16 protein-coding genes and 1 tRNA gene are annotated in these 17,347 nt (G+C 66.9%); 6 read left to right on the top strand and 11 right to left on the bottom strand.

Going from position 1 to position 17,347, the window contains the following annotated elements; all coding sequences use genetic code 11:
* Nucleotides 1-299: 299 nt before the first annotated feature.
* The 6 genes from MKD50_RS12060 to recA all read right to left on the bottom strand — a co-directional run bounded on the left by MKD50_RS12060 (nt 300) and on the right by recA (nt 6,124).
* Nucleotides 300-995: a TerC family protein gene (locus tag MKD50_RS12060; RefSeq protein ID WP_252667210.1), complete on the bottom strand. Its 696-nt coding sequence runs from the start codon at nt 993-995 to the stop codon at nt 300-302.
* 236 nt (nt 996-1,231) lie between these two features.
* Nucleotides 1,232-2,113, bottom strand: coding sequence for a succinate--CoA ligase subunit alpha (gene sucD, locus MKD50_RS12055; protein WP_062796940.1), 882 nt, complete (start codon nt 2,111-2,113; stop codon nt 1,232-1,234).
* A gap of 88 nt (nt 2,114-2,201) precedes the next feature.
* Nucleotides 2,202-3,368, bottom strand: a complete 1,167-nt coding sequence (gene sucC / locus MKD50_RS12050; RefSeq protein ID WP_115706001.1) for an ADP-forming succinate--CoA ligase subunit beta — start codon at nt 3,366-3,368, stop codon at nt 2,202-2,204.
* An 89-nt stretch (nt 3,369-3,457) separates the two neighbouring features.
* A complete protein-coding gene (locus tag MKD50_RS12045; RefSeq protein ID WP_240073767.1) occupies nt 3,458-4,165 on the bottom strand; it encodes a DUF2889 domain-containing protein in 708 nt (235 codons plus the stop codon).
* Nucleotides 4,166-4,484: 319 nt separating this feature from the next.
* Nucleotides 4,485-4,952, bottom strand: coding sequence for a recombination regulator RecX (recX, locus tag MKD50_RS12040; protein ID WP_252667209.1), 468 nt, complete (start codon nt 4,950-4,952; stop codon nt 4,485-4,487).
* 107 nt (nt 4,953-5,059) lie between these two features.
* Nucleotides 5,060-6,124: a recombinase RecA gene (gene recA, locus MKD50_RS12035; protein WP_252667208.1), complete on the bottom strand. Its 1,065-nt coding sequence runs from the start codon at nt 6,122-6,124 to the stop codon at nt 5,060-5,062.
* A gap of 236 nt (nt 6,125-6,360) precedes the next feature.
* Between recA and MKD50_RS12030 the strand changes: the two genes are divergently transcribed.
* From MKD50_RS12030 to MKD50_RS12010, 5 genes are all read left to right on the top strand, one after another.
* The gene (locus MKD50_RS12030) at nt 6,361-7,050 is read left to right on the top strand and encodes a response regulator (protein WP_012351826.1); all 690 of its coding nucleotides are present in this window, start codon (nt 6,361-6,363) and stop codon (nt 7,048-7,050) included.
* Nucleotides 7,051-7,098: 48 nt separating this feature from the next.
* Nucleotides 7,099-8,643 carry a sensor histidine kinase gene (locus MKD50_RS12025; RefSeq protein ID WP_252667207.1) on the top strand — a complete coding sequence of 515 codons (1,545 nt, stop codon included), beginning with the start codon at nt 7,099-7,101 and terminating at the stop codon, nt 8,641-8,643.
* Nucleotides 8,640-8,978, top strand: coding sequence for a DUF4212 domain-containing protein (locus tag MKD50_RS12020; RefSeq protein WP_115705993.1), 339 nt, complete (start codon nt 8,640-8,642; stop codon nt 8,976-8,978). The genes MKD50_RS12025 and MKD50_RS12020 overlap by 4 nt, the downstream gene beginning before the upstream one ends.
* A 246-nt stretch (nt 8,979-9,224) precedes the next feature.
* On the top strand, nt 9,225-10,922 hold the full coding sequence (locus tag MKD50_RS12015; RefSeq protein WP_115705991.1) for an MFS transporter: 1,698 nt from the start codon (nt 9,225-9,227) through the stop codon (nt 10,920-10,922).
* A gap of 133 nt (nt 10,923-11,055) precedes the next feature.
* Nucleotides 11,056-11,132, top strand: a tRNA-Met gene (locus MKD50_RS12010).
* 118 nt (nt 11,133-11,250) lie between these two features.
* Here the strand turns inward: MKD50_RS12010 and mepK are convergent.
* The 4 genes from mepK to MKD50_RS11990 all read right to left on the bottom strand — a co-directional run bounded on the left by mepK (nt 11,251) and on the right by MKD50_RS11990 (nt 15,446).
* Nucleotides 11,251-11,838, bottom strand: coding sequence for a peptidoglycan L,D-endopeptidase MepK (gene mepK / locus MKD50_RS12005; protein WP_252667206.1), 588 nt, complete (start codon nt 11,836-11,838; stop codon nt 11,251-11,253).
* A gap of 32 nt (nt 11,839-11,870) precedes the next feature.
* Nucleotides 11,871-13,460 carry a L,D-transpeptidase family protein gene (locus MKD50_RS12000; RefSeq protein WP_252667205.1) on the bottom strand — a complete coding sequence of 530 codons (1,590 nt, stop codon included), beginning with the start codon at nt 13,458-13,460 and terminating at the stop codon, nt 11,871-11,873.
* A gap of 102 nt (nt 13,461-13,562) precedes the next feature.
* Nucleotides 13,563-14,189: a response regulator transcription factor gene (locus MKD50_RS11995; RefSeq protein ID WP_115705985.1), complete on the bottom strand. Its 627-nt coding sequence runs from the start codon at nt 14,187-14,189 to the stop codon at nt 13,563-13,565.
* A gap of 189 nt (nt 14,190-14,378) precedes the next feature.
* Nucleotides 14,379-15,446, bottom strand: a complete 1,068-nt coding sequence (locus tag MKD50_RS11990) for a CaiB/BaiF CoA transferase family protein (RefSeq protein ID WP_115705983.1) — start codon at nt 15,444-15,446, stop codon at nt 14,379-14,381.
* 348 nt (nt 15,447-15,794) lie between these two features.
* Here MKD50_RS11990 and MKD50_RS11985 point away from each other — a divergent pair, with 348 nt between their 5' ends.
* A complete protein-coding gene (locus tag MKD50_RS11985) occupies nt 15,795-16,235 on the top strand; it encodes a universal stress protein (RefSeq protein ID WP_115705981.1) in 441 nt (146 codons plus the stop codon).
* 46 nt (nt 16,236-16,281) lie between these two features.
* Here MKD50_RS11985 and MKD50_RS11980 read toward each other — a convergent pair whose 3' ends face one another.
* The gene (locus MKD50_RS11980; protein ID WP_252667204.1) at nt 16,282-17,340 is read right to left on the bottom strand and encodes a serine/threonine protein kinase; all 1,059 of its coding nucleotides are present in this window, start codon (nt 17,338-17,340) and stop codon (nt 16,282-16,284) included.
* Between the last annotated feature and the right edge of the window lie 7 nt (nt 17,341-17,347).

The following is a 17,347-nucleotide window of genomic DNA, read 5'->3' as shown; positions in this document are numbered from 1 at the left end:
GATTTTGGTTAAGCGTTGCACGTCTTCGGTTTCGTGACGCGGGGACGATTGAGCAGCAAGTGTGCCAGCGGCATCCCCCATCCGTAGGGGGTGAAAAGCGACAAATTTCGTCACCCGTGGGGGTGGTGCTTGCCGGTTGCGCCAAAAATTGTCACCCGGGACCGCTAACACAGGCAAGCGCGACAAAAAGTGCGATCACTCACATGAGTTAGTGGGCATGGGCACCGACACACCTGGCGCAGCCCCCAATGAAAAAGGGCGGCCAGCTGGCCGCCCTTTCGCGCATGCGCTGATTGCCGTCAGGCCGTCTGTGCCGACCGGCGGCTCAGCAGCTTGCCGATGATCACCACCAGGATCGCGCCGGCGGCGCCGAAGACCAGGTGGGCGTGCGGCACGTGGACTTCGAACCAGGCGGCGTCGACCGGGTCGCTGACCAGCATCTCGCCGGCGAGATAGCCGAGCAGCGCGGCGCCCAGCACGATGATGACGGGGAAGCGCTCCATCACCTTGAGCAGGATGGTGCTGCCGAACACGATCAGCGGGATCGACAGACCCAGGCCGACGATCAGCAGCAGCAGCTGGCTGCCTTCCGGGCCCTTCTGCGCGGCGGCGGCCACGGCGACCACGTTGTCCAGCGACATCACCAGGTCGGCGATCAGGATGGTGCGGATCGCGGCCCAGATATTGTCCTTGGCGTCATGGCCGTCTTCGTCGTCCTCGCCGGTCAGCAGTTGCACGCCGATGTAGACCAGCAGCACGGCGCCGATGATCTTCAGGTAGGGCAGGCTCAGCAGCTTGACCGCGGCCACGGTCAGCACCACGCGCATGATGATGGCGGCGGCGCTGCCCCAGAAAATGGCCCTCTTCTGCTGGGCCGGCGGCAGGTTGCGCGAGGCGAGCGCGATCACCACCGCGTTGTCGCCGGACAGGACGATATTGGTCAGGATGATCGATCCCAACGCAATCCAGAAAGTGGTGGAAGACAGCAGTTCCACGGGGAGGCTCCTCGAGTTTTATGTGATGGCGCGCCCCGTCATGTGACGGGATTTCGGATGTCTGAAGGCGCAGACATGACTGTTTAACCGATGAACCTTTCGATTAGATTTCAATCTCGTAATGTTCGGGGTCATCATGGCGCCTGGATCACTCCCCGCAAAAGACAATGCCCCCGCCGAAGCGGGGGCATTGAGGGAACGGTCGATCCCGCTGTCGCGGGAAAGTCGGCCAGGGCTTACAGCATTGCCTTCAGCAGGCGGCCCATTTCCGACGGGTTCTTGGTCACCTTGATACCGCAGGCTTCCATGATTTCCAGCTTGGCCTGGGCGGTGTCGGCACCGCCCGAGATCAGCGCGCCGGCGTGGCCCATGCGCTTGCCCGGAGGCGCGGTCACGCCAGCGATGAAGCCGACCACCGGCTTCTTCATGTTGTCCTTGATCCAGTTGGCCGCATTGGCTTCGTCCGGACCGCCGATCTCACCGATCATGACCACGGCGTCCGTTTCCGGATCGTCGTTGAACATCTTCATCACGTCGATGTGCTTCAGGCCGTTGATGGGGTCGCCACCGATGCCGACAGCCGACGACTGGCCCAGGCCCAGCGCGGTCAGCTGGCCCACGGCTTCGTACGTCAGGGTGCCCGAGCGCGACACCACGCCGATGCGGCCCTTCTTGTGGATGTGACCCGGCATGATGCCGATCTTGATCTCGTCCGGCGTGATCAGGCCCGGGCAGTTCGGTCCCAGCAGCAGGGTCTTCTTGTTCTCGCGGCGCATGCGGTCCTTGACTTCCATCATGTCGCGCACGGGGATGCCTTCGGTAATGCAGACCACCAGGTCCAGGTCGGCGTCAACGGCTTCCCAGATCGCGGCTGCGGCGCCTGCGGGCGGCACGTAGATGACCGACACGGTGGCGCCGGTCTGGGCCTTGGCGTCCTTGACGCTGGCGTAGATGGGAATGCCTTCGAAGTCTTCGCCGGCCTTCTTCGGGTTCACGCCGGCGACGAACGCGTTCTTGCCGTTGGCGTAGTCACGGCAGCCACGGGTGTGGAACTGGCCGGTCTTGCCGGTGATGCCCTGGGTGATGACCTTGGTGTCTTTGTTGATCAGAATCGACATGCTTTCGTCCTTTGCTTGACTCGGGCAGCGCGGGCAAAGGCCACGCGCGCTGCCGAAGTTCGCTTGTATTGGGTAACGGCGCCTCGGCTTACTTGCCGGCGGCGGCAGCCACGACCTTCTGGGCGGCTTCTTCCATCGTGTCGGCCGAGATGATCGGCAGGCCCGAGTCAGCCAGCATCTTGCGGCCCAGCTCTTCGTTGGTGCCCTTCATGCGCACGACCAGCGGCACGTTCAGCGACACGGCCTTCGAGGCCGAGATCACGCCTTCGGCGATCACGTCGCAACGCATGATGCCGCCGAAGATGTTGACCAGGATGGCCTGGACGTTCTTGTTGCTCAGCATCAGCTTGAAGGCTTCGGTCACCTTCTCGGTGGTGGCACCGCCGCCCACGTCGAGGAAGTTGGCCGGCTCGCCGCCGAACAGCTTGATGGTGTCCATGGTCGCCATGGCCAGGCCGGCGCCGTTCACCAGGCAGCCGATGTTGCCGTCCAGCGAGATATAGGCCAGGTCGAACTTCGAGGCTTCGATTTCGTTGGCGTCTTCTTCATCCAGGTCGCGGTAGGCGACGATTTCCGGATGACGGAACAGCGCGTTCGAGTCGAAGTTGAACTTGGCGTCCAGCGCGATCACCTTGCCGTCGCCCGTCAGGATCAGCGGATTGATTTCGGCCAGCGAAGCGTCGGTGTCATAGAACGCCTTGTACAGGCCTTGCAGGGCCTGGCGGGCTTGCGCCACGCTCGCGTCGGGCACGCCGATCTTGCGGGCGATGTCATCGGCGTCGGCGTCGGTCAGGCCGGTCGACGGCTCGACGATCAGGGTGTGGATCTTTTCCGGGGTGTGGGCAGCGACTTCCTCGATGTCCATGCCGCCTTCGCTCGATGCCATCAGGGCGATCTTCTGCGACACGCGATCCACCACCAGCGAAACGTACAGTTCCTTCTTGATGTCGGCGCCTTCTTCGATCAGCAGGCGGTTGACCTTCTTGCCTTCCGGACCGGTCTGGTGCGTGACCAGCTGCATGCCCAGGATGTTGGACGCGTAGGTCTTGACCTCGTCCATGCTCTTGGCAACCTTGACGCCGCCGCCCTTGCCGCGGCCACCCGCGTGGATCTGCGCCTTGACAACCCACACCGGGCCGCCGAGTTGTTCTGCGGCCTTCAGGGCCTCGTCAACCGAGAACGCGGGGATGCCGCGCGGAACCGGCACATTGTATTTGCGCAGGATTTCCTTGCCTTGATACTCATGGATATTCATGCGTGTTTCCTTTCGGGTAGGCGTAAAAGGTAGAAGGGAAGAATCTGAAAGAAGACGAACTCTCTCGTCGGGCTGGCCGATCCTGAGAATCAGCCGGAGGTGCCGGTCGGCCGGTCGGCCGGGACAGCGTCGTTGCCGTCGATTGCGTGACCACCGCGGTCGCCATTGGCCGCGGGCTGCTGCGCCTGAGGCGCGGATGCGACGGCAGGCGCGGCCTCGGCCCTTGCCTTGGGCGTCGGCTGGTGACCATACCAGCGCGGGTAAAACTGACGAACCACCTCGCCGTCAAAACGCAGGGCGTGGCAGCCGTTCAACTGATAGGGCGGTTCCGGATTCGGATCGTCCTCGCCGTTGTCGCGGATACTGATGACCTCGCCGGCAAAGGCCTGGATCGCGGTGCTGGGCAGCACCCCGGCGGCTTCGGTCAGGTGCGAGCAGCCGTGCATGCCGCCCAGGCGCTCGCGCACCGCCTTGCGAAAGCCCTTGCGAAGGTTCAGCCCGATCAGTTTGCGGTAAGCCTGGCCGATCGTGTCGCAATGGGACGGGTACGGCACCCAGTCCGAGCAGGCCTCGGCATCCAGCACCGTCATTTCCTCGTCGATGGTGATGCGCAGCCACAGGTCGTGCAGCGGCTGGCCTTGCGGGCGGATGCGGTCGCCGGCCAGTTCGATGTCGCGGGGCTTGGTGTCGGTCAGGCGCACCTCGATGTCCCACAGGCCGTCCTCCCTCTGGTACGCCTCGGCCGCAATGGCACGGCGGTGACGCAGGGAGCGGTTGACGGGCTGGGACAGAGGCATGGCCAGGCTGGGGATACGGAAGATACGGAAGCTACGGAGAATCCGGGGGGCTGGGGCACCGTGGTGCCGCGAATAACCCGGGGAGTTTAACATGCCATGCCGCGTTGGCCGGGAACATCCTCGTGCGGCGACTGTCGGGCCCGGATTGTCGGCCGACCATGGCGCCGCGGCAGGCCGGGCGGCCTTGCCGCAATGCACCAGCAGGCACCGGCTCCCCGCCTCGACAAGAAACGGCGGCCGGCATGGCGCGATGACGCAACGCAGCGAAATACACATGACGGCAGCGCAGGTACTTCCCGAGGCTGCCTCGCCAGGCGGCTCAGTCCGCGTCGCCGTAGTCCTCGTCCGCGCCCTGGATGATCTTGCCGACCACCGCGCGCGAAAAGCCGCGTGCCACCATGAAGCGGATCTGCTTGGCCCGCGCCTCGGGCGTGTCGGGCGGCGTGCCGAAGCGCTTGCGCCAGACCTCGCGCGCGCGCTCGGCTTCGGTGGCGCGCAGGCGCTCCTGCAATTCGCCCAGCTGCTCGCTGTCGAGCTTGTGGGTCTTGGCCTCCTGCATCACGCGCGCGGTACCGTAGCGGGCACCGCGGCGATGCACCAGGCTGTCGGCAAAGCGCTGGTTCGACAACCAGTTCTCGCGCTCCAGCGCGTCCAGCAGCTGTTCCAACTGCTCGGGCGACTCGGCATGGGGCGCCAGCTTGCGCGCCAGCTCGGCGCGGCTGTGCTCGCGGCGCGACAGGTAGCCGACGGCGCGGGCCTTCAGCGACAGCGGGGAACGGGTTGCCATGGGTGACCGGGATCAGCGGTTGGAAGGATGGCGCCGCGGCCAAGCAAAAAGGCCGGGGCATCGGCGATGCCCCGGCCTTCAAGATGGCGCAGCGGCCGCCGGCGCGGTCAGTCTTCGACCGTTGCCGCGGTGGCCGCAGCGGTGGGGTTCATGGCCACCACGCCCAGTGCCGCGCGCACCTTGTTTTCGATTTCGGCGGCAATGTCAGGGTTCTCGCGCAGGTATTCGCGGGCGTTGTCCTTGCCCTGGCCGATCTTTTCGCCGTTGTAGCTGTACCAGGCGCCGGACTTCTCGACGATCTTGGCATCCACGCCCAGGTCGATGATCTCGCCCTGGCGCGAGATGCCCTGGCCGTAGAGGATATCGAAGAAGGCCTCGCGGAACGGCGGCGATACCTTGTTCTTGACCACCTTGACCTTGGTCTCGTTGCCGATCACGTCGTCGCCCTTCTTGATCGAGCCGATGCGGCGGATGTCCAGGCGCACCGAGGCGTAGAACTTCAGCGCATTGCCGCCGGTGGTGGTTTCGGGCGAGCCGAACATCACGCCGATCTTCATGCGGATCTGGTTGATGAAGATCACCAGGCAGTTGGTGCGCTTGATGGTGCCGGTCAGCTTGCGCAGCGCCTGGCTCATCAGGCGGGCCTGCAGGCCGGGCAGCGAATCGCCCATTTCGCCTTCGATTTCGGCCTTGGGCACCAGCGCCGCGACCGAGTCGATGATGATCAGGTCGATCGAGCCCGAGCGCACCAGCGCGTCGGTGATTTCCAGGGCCTGCTCGCCGGTGTCGGGCTGCGAGATCAGCAGGTCGCCGACATTGACGCCGAGCTTGGAGGCGTAGTTGACGTCCAGCGCGTGCTCGGCGTCGATAAAGGCGCAGGTGCCGCCCAGCTTCTGCATTTCGGCCACCACCTGCAGCGTCAGCGTGGTCTTGCCCGACGATTCAGGCCCGTAGATCTCGACCACGCGGCCGCGCGGCAGGCCACCGACGCCAAGTGCGATGTCCAGGCCGAGCGAACCGGTGGAAACCACCTGGATGTCCTTTTCGACCTCGCCGTCGCCCAGGCGCATGATCGAGCCCTTGCCGAACTGCTTCTCGATCTGGGAGAGCGCGGCGGCAAGCGCCTTCTGCTTCTCGGCGCTCACGCCGGCACCTGCCTTCTTGTCGTCCATGGTCGTCCTTGAATCAAATGGTGTATAAATAGGCCGCATGTGGCGCGGCACCGGCATTTGCCGGCATCAGCGCCGGCCCGGCTGTCTGCGCGGCCGCACTCCAGGGGGTCTCCCCGGGCGGCCCCAGCGGAACGTGCGGGTACTGTATAAAAAAACAGTATGCTTGGCAAGCCCCTTCGCGCCCCCGTGCCCGTTGCGCACCGGTGCCGGCTCTGCCGGCCAGGGTGGAGACAACCATGCGCATTCTGATCGCCGAAGATGACGACGTGCTGGCCGACGGCCTGACCCGCTCGCTACGCCACTCGGGCTACGCCGTCGACCATGTCGCCAATGGCCTCGAAGCCGATTCGGCGCTGTCGACCCAGACCTTCGACCTGCTGATCCTCGACCTGGGCCTGCCGCGCATGAGCGGGCTGGAGGTGCTCAAGCGCCTGCGCGCGCGCGGCGCGATGCTGCCGGTGCTGATCCTGACCGCGGCCGACAGCGTCGACGAGCGCGTCAAGGGCCTGGACCTCGGCGCCGACGACTACATGGCCAAGCCCTTCGCCCTGTCCGAGCTGGAAGCGCGCGTGCGCGCGCTGGTGCGGCGCGGCGCCGGCGGCGGCGCCACGCTGATGCGGCACGGGCCGCTGGCATACGACCAGGTCGGGCGCATCGCGTATCTCAATGACCAGATGCTGGACCTGTCCGCGCGCGAGATCGGCCTGCTGGAGATCCTGCTGACGCGCAGCGGCCGCCTGGTGTCAAAGGAACAGCTGGTGGACCACCTGTGCGAATGGGGCGAGGAAGTCAGCAACAACGCCATCGAGGTCTATGTGCACCGCCTGCGCAAGAAGATCGAGGTGGGCGGCATCCGCATCGCCACCGTGCGCGGGCTGGGCTACTGCCTGGAAAAATTCCAGCCGGCGGTGGCCGCGCCGCACTGATCCCATCACCGCAGGCCGCGTGACCGACCTGAGCGCAATCTCGCCCACATGAGCCTGCTGCGACTGCCCTGGCGGCGCGGGCCGCGCGCCGCGCCCCCACCTCCTTCCACGGACGCCACCGACCAGGACCTGGCCGACGCGCTGCCGCACCTGGAGGAAAGCACCGCCCATCCCGCGCCGCGCTCGCTGTTCGGCGAGATCCTGGACTGGATGCTGGCGCCGCTGCTGCTGCTCTGGCCGATGAGCATCGCGGTGACCTACCTGGTGGCCAAGTCGATCGCCAACGGTCCCTTCGACCGCGCGCTCGAAGCCAGCGCCATCGTGCTGTCGCAGCAAGTGCGCGAGGTCAATGGCCGCGTCACACTGCAGCTGCCGCTGTCGGCGCGCGAGATCCTGCGCGCCGACGAGACCGACAACATCTACTACCAGGTGGTCGGCAAGCGCGGCGAATATATCGCCGGCGACCAGGACCTGCCCTTGCCTTCCGAGGACGACCAGGGCCACGCCGGGCTGGTGTCGCTGCGCGATGACCGCGTCGCCGGCAACGACGTGCGCGTGGCCTACACCTATATCGAGCTGAAGCAGGTCAGCGGCACCCAGCCGGTGCTGGTACAGGTGGCCGAAACCCTGGACAAGCGCGCGCGGCTTGCCAACGAGATCATCAAGGGCGTGATCCTGCCGCAGTTCGTGATCCTGCCGCTGGCGGTGGTGCTGGTGTGGTTCGGGCTGTCGCGCGGGCTGGCGCCGCTGACCGCGATCCAGCAGCGCATCCGCGCGCGCAACCCCGGCGATACCAGCCCCATCGACGAACGCGCCGCGCCGCAGGAGATCACGCCGCTGGTGGGCTCGTTCAACGACCTGCTGGCGCGGCTGGACCAGTCGGTGCAGACCCAGAAGCGCTTTATCGCCGATGCCGCGCACCAGATGAAGACGCCGCTGGCGGGCCTGCGCATGCAGGCCGAGCTGGCGCAGCGCGAGCAGTCGCCGGAAGAACTGCGGCGCTCGCTGGCGCAGATCGCGGGCAGCTCGGAACGCACCGCGCACCTGGTCACGCAGTTGCTGTCGCTGGCGCGCATGGAAAACCTGGCCGGCACCGGCGGCATGGCCGCGCTGAACCTGGCTGCGCTGGCGCGCGAGGTGGTCAAGGACTGGCTGCCGCAGGCATGGGCGCGCGACATCGACCTGGGCCTCGATGCCGACGACCATCCGGTGATGGTCCAGGGCAACCGCCTGATGCTGACCGAGATGCTGAACAACCTGCTCGACAACGCCATCCGCTACACGCCGCGCGGCGGCCACGCCACGGTGCGGGTCAGCGCCGACGCCTTCGAACCGTTCGCCTACCTCGACGTGGAAGACACCGGCCCGGGCATTGCACCGTCGGAGCGCGAGCGCGTGATGGAGCGCTTCTACCGGGTGCTCGGCACCAACACCGAAGGCAGCGGCCTTGGCCTGGCGATCGTGCGCGAGATCGTGCAGCAGCACGGCGGCGACGTCCAGATCTCGGACCACGTCTACCAGCAATCGCCACGGCTGGCCGGCGCGCATTTCCGCGTGACGCTGCGCCGTCCCGAAAACTTTCCGCCCGCATGAACGACACCCCTGCATCCGGCAGCGCCGAGGCACGCCATCGCCTCGCCTGGCATCGCAACCTGCGCTGGATCTGCGGCCTGCTCGCGGTCTGGTTCACGGTCACCTTCGTGGTGGCGTGGTTTGCACGCGACCTGCGCTTCAACTTCTTTGGCTGGCCGTTCTCGTTCTGGGTCGGCGCGCAAGGCGCGCTGGTGGTCTATGTGCTGATGGCCGCGCTCTATGCCTGGCGCATGAACCATGACGACGCCGAGGCCGAAGCCAGCAGCGCCAAGGCGCCGCCGGCGGCAATGCCATCGCAAGGCGCCTCGCGCGGTCCTGGCGCGGATGCTGCATAGCCGCACGCCCGCAAGTCGCACAGCAGCGCGGAGCGCATGCGCCGAGGGCCCGCAGCGCAACATCCATAGCCCTGTGCGCGCCTAGCGTATACCCCGACGTTTTTTGCCGCCGGCACGCCGGAATCTGTCAGAACGCAGTAAGTTTCGCCACCCACAATCCTCTGCAACTCTGGGCATAGCGGCCAGCCGCGCGGCGCTTTCCGCGCACCACGCCCGCCCCAGATCCATTCCAGACGGAGGAGACAAATGGCAAACGTGCAAAACGTTGCGGTGCCCGGAGGGGGCGCGCAGAACGCACCGATGACTGCCGAAGAGCGCAAGGTGATCTTTGCCTCGTCGCTGGGCACGGTGTTCGAGTGGTACGACTTTTATTTGTATGGCTCGCTGGCGGCGATCATCGCCAAGCAGTTCTTTGCCGGGCTGGACCCGACCTCGGCCTTCATCTTCGCGCTGCTCGCGTTTGCCGCCGGCTTTATCGTGCGGCCGTTCGGCGCGCTGGTGTTCGGCCGCCTGGGCGACATGATCGGGCGCAAGTACACCTTCCTGGTGACGATCCTGATCATGGGCGTATCGACCTTCATCGTCGGCCTGCTGCCAGGCTACGCCACCATCGGCTGGGCCGCCCCGATCATCCTGATCGCGCTGCGCATGCTGCAGGGCCTGGCGCTCGGCGGCGAGTACGGCGGCGCCGCCACCTACGTGGCCGAACACGCCCCGCACGGCAAGCGCGGTGCGTACACGTCGTGGATCCAGACCACCGCCACGCTCGGCCTGTTCCTGTCGCTGATCGTGATCCTGCTGTGCCGCGAGGCGACCGGTCCCAACTTCGAGACCTGGGGCTGGCGCATCCCGTTCCTGGTGTCGATCCTGCTGCTGGGCGTGTCCGTCTATATCCGGCTGTCGATGAACGAATCGCCGGCGTTCCAGCGCATGAAGGCCGAGGGCAAGACCTCCAAGGCACCGCTGACCGAATCGTTCGGCCAGTGGCGCAACCTGAAGATCGTGATCCTGGCGCTGCTGGGGCTGACCGCCGGCCAGGCCGTGGTCTGGTACACCGGCCAGTTCTACGCGCTGTTCTTCCTGACCCAGGTGCTCAAGGTCGATGCCAAGACGGCCAACCTGCTGATCGCCGGCGCCCTGGTGATCGGCACGCCGTTCTTCATCTTCTTCGGCGCGCTGTCGGACAAGATCGGCCGCAAGTGGATCATCATGGCGGGCTGCGCGCTGGCCGTGCTGACCTACTTCCCGCTGTTCAAGGCCCTGACCCACTACGCCAACCCGGCGCTGGAGCGCGCCCAGCACAGCGCCCAGATCGTGGTGACCGCGGATCCGAAGCAGTGCTCGTTCCAGGGCAGCCCGATCGCCCGCGAGATCGACTTCCGCAGCTCGTGCGACATCGCCAAGCGCACCCTGGCGCAAGCTTCGGCCAGCTATGAAGTGGTCGAGGCACCGGCCGGCACCGTGGCCACCGTCAAGATCGGCGACAAGGAGATCAAGGCCTTCGATGCCAAGCTGGTGAATGGCCACAGCTTCGACGACGCCAGCAAGCAGCAGATCGCGGCGTTCAAGAAAGAGGTGGGCAGCTCGATGGCCGCGGCCGGTTACCCGACCAAGGCCGATCCGGCGCAGATGAACACGATCATGGTGCTGGTGATCCTGGTCATCCTGGTGATTTACGTCACCATGGTGTACGGCCCGATCGCCGCCATGCTGGTGGAACTGTTCCCGACCCGCATCCGCTACACCTCGATGTCGCTGCCCTACCATATCGGCAACGGCTGGTTCGGCGGCCTGCTGCCCACCATCTCGTTCGCGCTGGTGGCCCAGAACGGCAACATCTACTACGGCCTCTGGTACCCGATCATCATCGCCGCACTCACCTTCGTGGTCGGCGCGCTGTTTATCCGCGAGACCAAGGACGTGAACATCTACGCCAACGACTGAGCGGTCGTGCGGCATTAAGCAGAACGGCAGGCCCGCGGGCCTGCCGTTTTTTTATGCACGGAAGCCTCGTGCAAAATCTTCGCCGGAAGGTGTTGACAGTCGCGAAAGCCCAGGTATAATCTCAGTCTTCGTTGGCGAATTAGCTCAGTCGGTTAGAGCGACGGAATCATAATCCGCAGGTCCGGGGTTCGAGTCCCTGATTCGCCACCATCTATTTGAAAAGCCGCGTTCTCGCAAGAGAACGCGGCTTTTTGCTTTGGTGCTTGCGGACAAACGTTCCGCGCAACGACACAAGGCCGTCCATGCCGGACGGCCCCGCAGGCAACGCTTACCAGTAGCGCACGCGCCCGGTGTCGATATGCACGAACTGGTCGGTCTCGTAGTAGCCGACGCCGCCGCCCTGCAATGACTTGGCGGCATCGCGCACATCGGCCAGCGACACGCCGGCCAGCCGGATGTCGATGGCCTTGCCGTCCATATGCAGGCTGTGCTTTGCCACCCCGCCCCCGCGCGAATTGCGCAGGCGCGAATTGGTGGCCGGGCTGCGGTAGCCGGAGATGACCTGGAACGGCTTGTCGGTGCCGAGTTCGCGACGCACCTGGAACAGCAGGTCGAACAGCTGCGGATCGATGGTGCCGACCTTGCCGGAATAATGATCGCGCAGGAAGCCGTTGAGCGTGGTCAGCGCGTCGGGCACGAAACGGTCGCCCACGGCATAGACCAGCGATACGCGCTCGCCGGTGTGGGTATGATCGAAAGCCAGCGTGCGGGCGTCCGGCAGGCCGGCCAGCGCCTGGCTGGCGGGCAGGCTGGCCAGCGCGCGGCTTGGCGCCAGCGGCATCAGGCCTGCGGCGAGCGCCAGGGTTCCGGTGGTATGAAGAAAGCGGCGGCGTGCGTTGCGCGTCGCGTCAGTCATGGTACTTCCTCTGAATGTGCGGGGTGCGGCGCCTAATGGATGACGCCGGAGGCGCTTGCAACAGCGCGCGACTGGGGGCGGCCGTTGCGTTGACGCAGCGCCTTGTCCAGCAGTTTGTCGTGACCGTAGATGTCAGGCAGGAAGGATACACGACCATCGGCGCGGGCGATGACCGTGCCGTAAGCCAGCACCACCGGCAACGGCTGCTGCAGGCGCACCGTATTGGACTTGCGACGTTCCATCGCCTCGCGGATCCGGGTCTCGTTCCAGTCCGGCATATCGTGCAACACGAACTGCGCCAGCGCTACTGGGGCTTCCACGCGGATGCAGCCGTGGCTGAAGTCGCGCCGGTCGCGCTTGAACAGCTGCGGCGACGGCGTGTGGTGCAGGTAGATGTTCTCGTTGTTGGGAAACACGAACTTGATGTCGCCCAGCGCATTGAGCGGGCCAGGCCGCTGGCGGATGCGCAGGCTGCCATTCAGCACCGCCTCCAGGTTCTCCTCGGACAAGGTGGTCACGGCCTTGCCGTCACCGCCGACGAACTCCAGCCCCTGCCGGTTGAAATACCCCGGATCGCGGCGCAGCCGCGGCACCGTCTCGCGGCGTGCGATCGACGGCGGGATATTCCAGTACGGGCTGAATTCGATATAGCGCATGTCCTCCTCGAACAGCGGCGTGCGCGTATCGAGCGCCTTGCCGACGATCACCTTCATCTCCAGCTTGATGTCGAGCTTGCCGTCGCGGATTTCATAGGCACGCAGCATGAACTCCGGCACGTTGACCACGATCATGCGCGGACCGTCCAGCGGGGTCCAGCGCAGACGCTCCATGGTCAGTTCGATCTGCCGCACGCGCTCGGCGATGGGCAGGTTCAGCTGCGCCAGCGTGGCCGCGCCGATCACGCCGTCGGGCTGCAGCCCGTGGCGGGACTGGAAGGCCTTGACGCCATCGACCAGCGCGCCCTCGTAGCGTGCCGGCGGTTGCGTGTTGGCCGGCAAGTCGCCCAGCGCCACCAGGCGCGCGGCCAGTGCGGCGACGCCGCCCCACGGCTGGCCCGGCGTCAGCTTGCTGGCCGGCAGCGGCGGCAGCGGCTGTTGCCACACCGGCTGCCGCGCGATGTCGCGGTAGCGGGCCAGGGCCTGGCGCAGCGTGCCGTACAGCGGGAACGTCGGCGCCGCCTGGCGGATGGCATCGGGCAGGCGGTGCTGGGCGACCGCATCGCGCAGCCAGGTGGCGGCATCGAAAGCCCGTTCGGCCGGCGGCGCGAAATTGGCATGGACCGCGCGCGGATTGATGCGGCCGCCGTGCAGGTCGGACAGCATCCGCTCCATGGCGGCGCTCAGCGCCGCGTCGAGCCGGGCCGCGGCATCGGGGGGCAGCGCCGGGCCGTGGGTGGCCTGGGTCACGGCCTGGCGCAGGGCTTCGGCATCGTAGTCGCGGGGATCGAGGCCATCGGCGGCCACGGCGGCCAGCGCGTCCACCGCCTGGCGCGCCTCCGGCACTGGGCGGCCCTGCACGAACCACATCGGCTCGTTGGCGAAAGCCGGAACGGCCAGCCACGTGGCGCAGGCAATGGCGACGGCGCCGAGGCGGCGCACGGCAGCATTCAGGGTCTGGGGCATCGGGCGGATAGCTCGGATTCGTCACAGATGCCCACAGTCTACCCGCGATGGCCGATGGGCGCGGCAGAGGGCGCACGCCACGGCAAACCCGCCAGGTGACGTTCACCACACCAGCTGATGCCGGCGCGCGTAGTCCACCATCTCGACCAGCGAGCCCACATGCAGCTTGGCCATGATATTGGCCTTGTGCGTGCTGACGGTCTTGCTGCTGATCAGCAGCTGCGCGGCGATCGACTTGTTGGAATGTCCCCGCGCCAGGTATTGCAGGATGGTGATCTCGCGGTTGCTCAGCCGCGGCAGGCCGGCCTGCTGCTGCTCGCCGAGCTGGCGCACCGTCTCCAGCGTCTGCAGTGGAAACACCAGATAGCCGCTCAGCACGCCGCGCACGGCCTGCATCACTTCTTCGACGCCGCGCTGCTTGACCACGAAGCCGTGCGCGCCGGCGCGCAGCGCCCGCACCGGCGCCTGGGCGGTGTCGGTGCCGGACAGGACCAGCAGCGGCACGCCGGGCAGCGTGGCTACCACCCTGCGGACGAAGTCAATGCCGGGATTGCCGAAGCGTTCGACGTCGACCAGCACCAGGCCGGGCCGGTGCTCGCGGGCGAGGCGGTATCCCTCCCTGACTCCATCCGTTTCCAGGACCTCGTCGGCGTCGAACTCGGCGGCGAGTTCGGCGCATAACAAGGTGCGGAACCTCGAGGGTTCGTCGACGATCAGCGTTGGAGGCAATTCAGGGCTCCTTAACAACTGGCGGGGAATTGGCCAGGGACTGGCTATGCCAAGGTTAAGGGCCCTGAGGGGCCTTGATGCGCCGAATTCTCACTGCGCGAACGCAGCAGATTCTGCACAAGAGTCAGGCTTTTCCTTCGATGACGCGGCTGGCGTCAAGTGGCTGCAGCGCCGGTCATTCCGTCCCAGTCATTCCGTCCCGGCCGGCAGAAAGCGCGGCGCCGGCGCGGAGCGCGGCACCTCGCGCTCGCCCTGCTGATGGAGACGATACGTGCCCCGCGCCTGGTTGTGCGGATGGCGCGCGGCCTCGTCCAGCGTCAGCACGCGCGCGAAGCACACGTCGGTGCCGCCCAGCACGGACTCCCAATGCGTGCTCGGCCTGGCGGCAATCGCCGCGGCGATGCGGGCCTTCACCGCCGGCCACTGGGCGCGGTCGTACTGCGCGGCCGGGTCGATATCGGTCAGTTCCAGGCGCTCGAGCAGTTCACGGTAGAACTGCGGCTCGAGCGCGCCGAGGGTGATGGCGCGCCCGTCCGCGCACGGAAACACATCATAGAACGGCGAGTCGTGGAACGGACTCGGTTGCGGGCCGCCCAGCGTGCCGGCCGCGCGCGACACCTGCACCAGCGAGCCGAGCATGGCAACGATGTCAGTAATGGCGGCATCGACCACGCAGCCCTCGCCGCTGGCGCGCGCGCTGAGGATGGCGCTGGTGATGCCGAACGCCAGCCCGAGCGCGCCGGTGGCATCGCCCATCACGGTCGGCGGCACCATCGGCAGGCTGCCTTCGCGCGCGGCCATCGACAGCAGGCCGGTGAGCGCGATGTAGTTGAGGTCATGGCCAGCGCTTTGCGACAGCGGGCCGGTCTGGCCCCAGCCAGTCATGCGGCCGTAGACCAGGCGCGGATTGCGGGCATGGCAGGCCTTGGGGCCCAGCCCCAGGCGTTCCATCGCGCCGGGACGCAGACCCTCGATCAGCGCGTCGGCGCCGGCCACCAGGTCGAGCGCGGCGGCCACGTCTTCGGGCGCCTTCAGGTTCAGCTGCACCACGCGCTTGCCGTGCTCCAGCTCCATCTCGGCAGGCACCGACTGGCCGCGCAGGATGCGCCGCGCATCGGGCGCCACCGGGCGGGTCACCAGCGTGACCTCGGCGCCCAGGCCGGCCAGCATGGCGCCGCACAGCGGGCCGGGGCCGATGCCTTCGAATTCCACGACCTTGATACCGCGCAGGGGCTGCAGGTTGCCGCGCTCACTCATGATGGTTGTCTCCGGTTCGCCGCCTGCGCGCCTTGTGGCGGGAGGCGGCTTGCATTGGTGGTTGGATCGTCTGCCCTTGGCCGCACGGGGGCCATGCCTGCCGCGGGGCTCGGGAGCATGCTACGCGCCGCCGTGTTGACGGGGCAATGGCCAAATGCTTCAGCCGGAATGACGGAATACATCAACGAACCGGCTAACCGGTTATCGCACCAGCAAATCGGACAATTCCGATCCGACTTGATCTGAATCGCATCCTGGCGGGACACTAGGGGGCATGATGGTTCCAGATGGCGTTGCGGCCACATGGCCGCGGCGCTTGCCGACAGCCCCCATCCAGGAGATTCCGCCATGACCAATATCGTCCTCGCCACCGACGGCTCGGCCTTCAGCGACGCCGCAGCGCGCTTTATCGCCGAAGGCAGGCTGCTGCAAAACGGCTTCACCGTGCATGTCGTCCATGTCGCGCCGGAAGTCAGCGGCCAGGTGCGCGCCTTCGTCAGCAAGGAAACCATCGACGACTGGCACAAGGAAGCCAGCGACAAGGCGATGGCGGCGGTCTGCGACATTCTCGGCGCGGCCAATGTGCCGTTCGAGCGGCACCCGTTGCACGGCTTCGCGCCCGAGCGCATCGTCGCCTACGCGAATTCGGTCGACGCCGCGGCCATCGTGATGGGCACGCATGGGCGGGGCTCGTTCTTCGATGCCGTGATCGGTTCGGTGGCGGGCCGGGTACTGGCCCAGGCCGAGTGCCCGGTGGTGCTGGTCAAGACCCCGGAAAAGAAGGGATGAGCTCCCTGACGGGCGGTGCCGCAGCGGCGCCGCCTTGCGGCAGGCTTCAGGCGCCCCACAGGGGCGCTTCGTCCATCAGCGCGACCTGTTCGCGCAATTCCAGGATCCGGTCCTGCCAGTAGCGCGCGGTGCCGAACCACGGGAAGGCGGCCGGAAAGGCCGGGTCGGCCCAGCGGCTGGCCAGCCAGGCGCTGTAGTGCAGCAGCCGCAGCGTGCGCAGCGCTTCCACCAGCCACAGTTCGCGCGCCTGGAATTCGGCAAAATCCTCGTAGCCGGCGACGATATCGGCAAGCTGGCCTTGCATCGCCGCGCGGTCGCCCTCGAGCAGCATCCAGATGTCCTGGATCGCGGGGGCCATGCGGCTGTCGTCGAAGTCAACGAAGTGCGGGCCCGGCTCGCCATGGGCGCCGCCGCGCGCGTCTTCTTCGTCGATCCACAGCACATTGCCGCGATGGCAGTCGCCGTGGACGCGCAGCAGCTGCACGTCGCCGGCGCGCTCATAGCAGCGCTGCACGCCGTCCAGCGCCAACTGCGCCACCGACTTCCAGGCCGGCAGCAGATCGGCCGGAATACAGCCGCTGGCGAGCAGCCAGTCGCGCGGGGCAATGCCGAAGGTGTCGGGATCCAGCGCGGGACGCGCCTGGTAGGGCTGGGCCGCGCCCAGCGCATGGATGCGGCCGATGAACCGGCCGAGCCAGGTCAGCGTATCGGCACGGTCCAGCGCCGGCTCGCGCCCGCCGCAGCGGGGGAAGACGGCGAAGCGGAAGCCCGCATGATGCAGCAGCGTGCCGGCCTCGCCCGGCGCCAGCGCCATGGCGGGCACGGCGGGAATCTCGGCGTCGGCCAGTTGCTGCACGAACGCGTGTTCTTCCAGGATGGCCGCATCGGTCCAGCGGCCCGGGCGATAGAACTTGGCGATGACCGGCGCGGCGTCCTCGATGCCCACCTGCCAGACGCGGTTCTCGTAGCTGTTGAGCGCCAGCAGGCGCCCGTCGGGTCGCAGGCCGGCGCCCTCGAGCGCGTCCAGCATCAGCTCCGGCGTCAGGCCGGCGTATGGGACACCGGAGGGCACACCAGAGTCGGCGGGGGCGTCGGACGCGTGCATGGTGCCG

The sequence above is a fragment of the Cupriavidus mimosae genome, assembly GCF_023952485.1.
GTDB lineage: Bacteria > Pseudomonadota > Gammaproteobacteria > Burkholderiales > Burkholderiaceae > Cupriavidus > Cupriavidus taiwanensis_C.
This window is presented reverse-complemented; position numbering and strand designations above follow the sequence as displayed.

Coding starts and splice junctions, on each gene's coding strand:
- MKD50_RS12015 (WP_115705991.1), top strand. CDS start 9,225: ATGGCAAACGTGCAAAACGTTGCGGTGCCCGGAGGGGGCGCGCAGAAC.
- MKD50_RS12045 (WP_240073767.1), bottom strand. CDS start 4,165: ATGCCTCTGTCCCAGCCCGTCAACCGCTCCCTGCGTCACCGCCGTGCC.
- MKD50_RS11980 (WP_252667204.1), bottom strand. CDS start 17,340: ATGCACGCGTCCGACGCCCCCGCCGACTCTGGTGTGCCCTCCGGTGTC.
- sucC (WP_115706001.1), bottom strand. CDS start 3,368: ATGAATATCCATGAGTATCAAGGCAAGGAAATCCTGCGCAAATACAAT.
- mepK (WP_252667206.1), bottom strand. CDS start 11,838: ATGACTGACGCGACGCGCAACGCACGCCGCCGCTTTCTTCATACCACC.
- MKD50_RS12000 (WP_252667205.1), bottom strand. CDS start 13,460: ATGCCCCAGACCCTGAATGCTGCCGTGCGCCGCCTCGGCGCCGTCGCC.
- MKD50_RS11990 (WP_115705983.1), bottom strand. CDS start 15,446: ATGAGTGAGCGCGGCAACCTGCAGCCCCTGCGCGGTATCAAGGTCGTG.
- recX (WP_252667209.1), bottom strand. CDS start 4,952: ATGGCAACCCGTTCCCCGCTGTCGCTGAAGGCCCGCGCCGTCGGCTAC.
- MKD50_RS12030 (WP_012351826.1), top strand. CDS start 6,361: ATGCGCATTCTGATCGCCGAAGATGACGACGTGCTGGCCGACGGCCTG.
- MKD50_RS12020 (WP_115705993.1), top strand. CDS start 8,640: ATGAACGACACCCCTGCATCCGGCAGCGCCGAGGCACGCCATCGCCTC.
- recA (WP_252667208.1), bottom strand. CDS start 6,124: ATGGACGACAAGAAGGCAGGTGCCGGCGTGAGCGCCGAGAAGCAGAAG.
- MKD50_RS11985 (WP_115705981.1), top strand. CDS start 15,795: ATGACCAATATCGTCCTCGCCACCGACGGCTCGGCCTTCAGCGACGCC.
- sucD (WP_062796940.1), bottom strand. CDS start 2,113: ATGTCGATTCTGATCAACAAAGACACCAAGGTCATCACCCAGGGCATC.
- MKD50_RS12025 (WP_252667207.1), top strand. CDS start 7,099: ATGAGCCTGCTGCGACTGCCCTGGCGGCGCGGGCCGCGCGCCGCGCCC.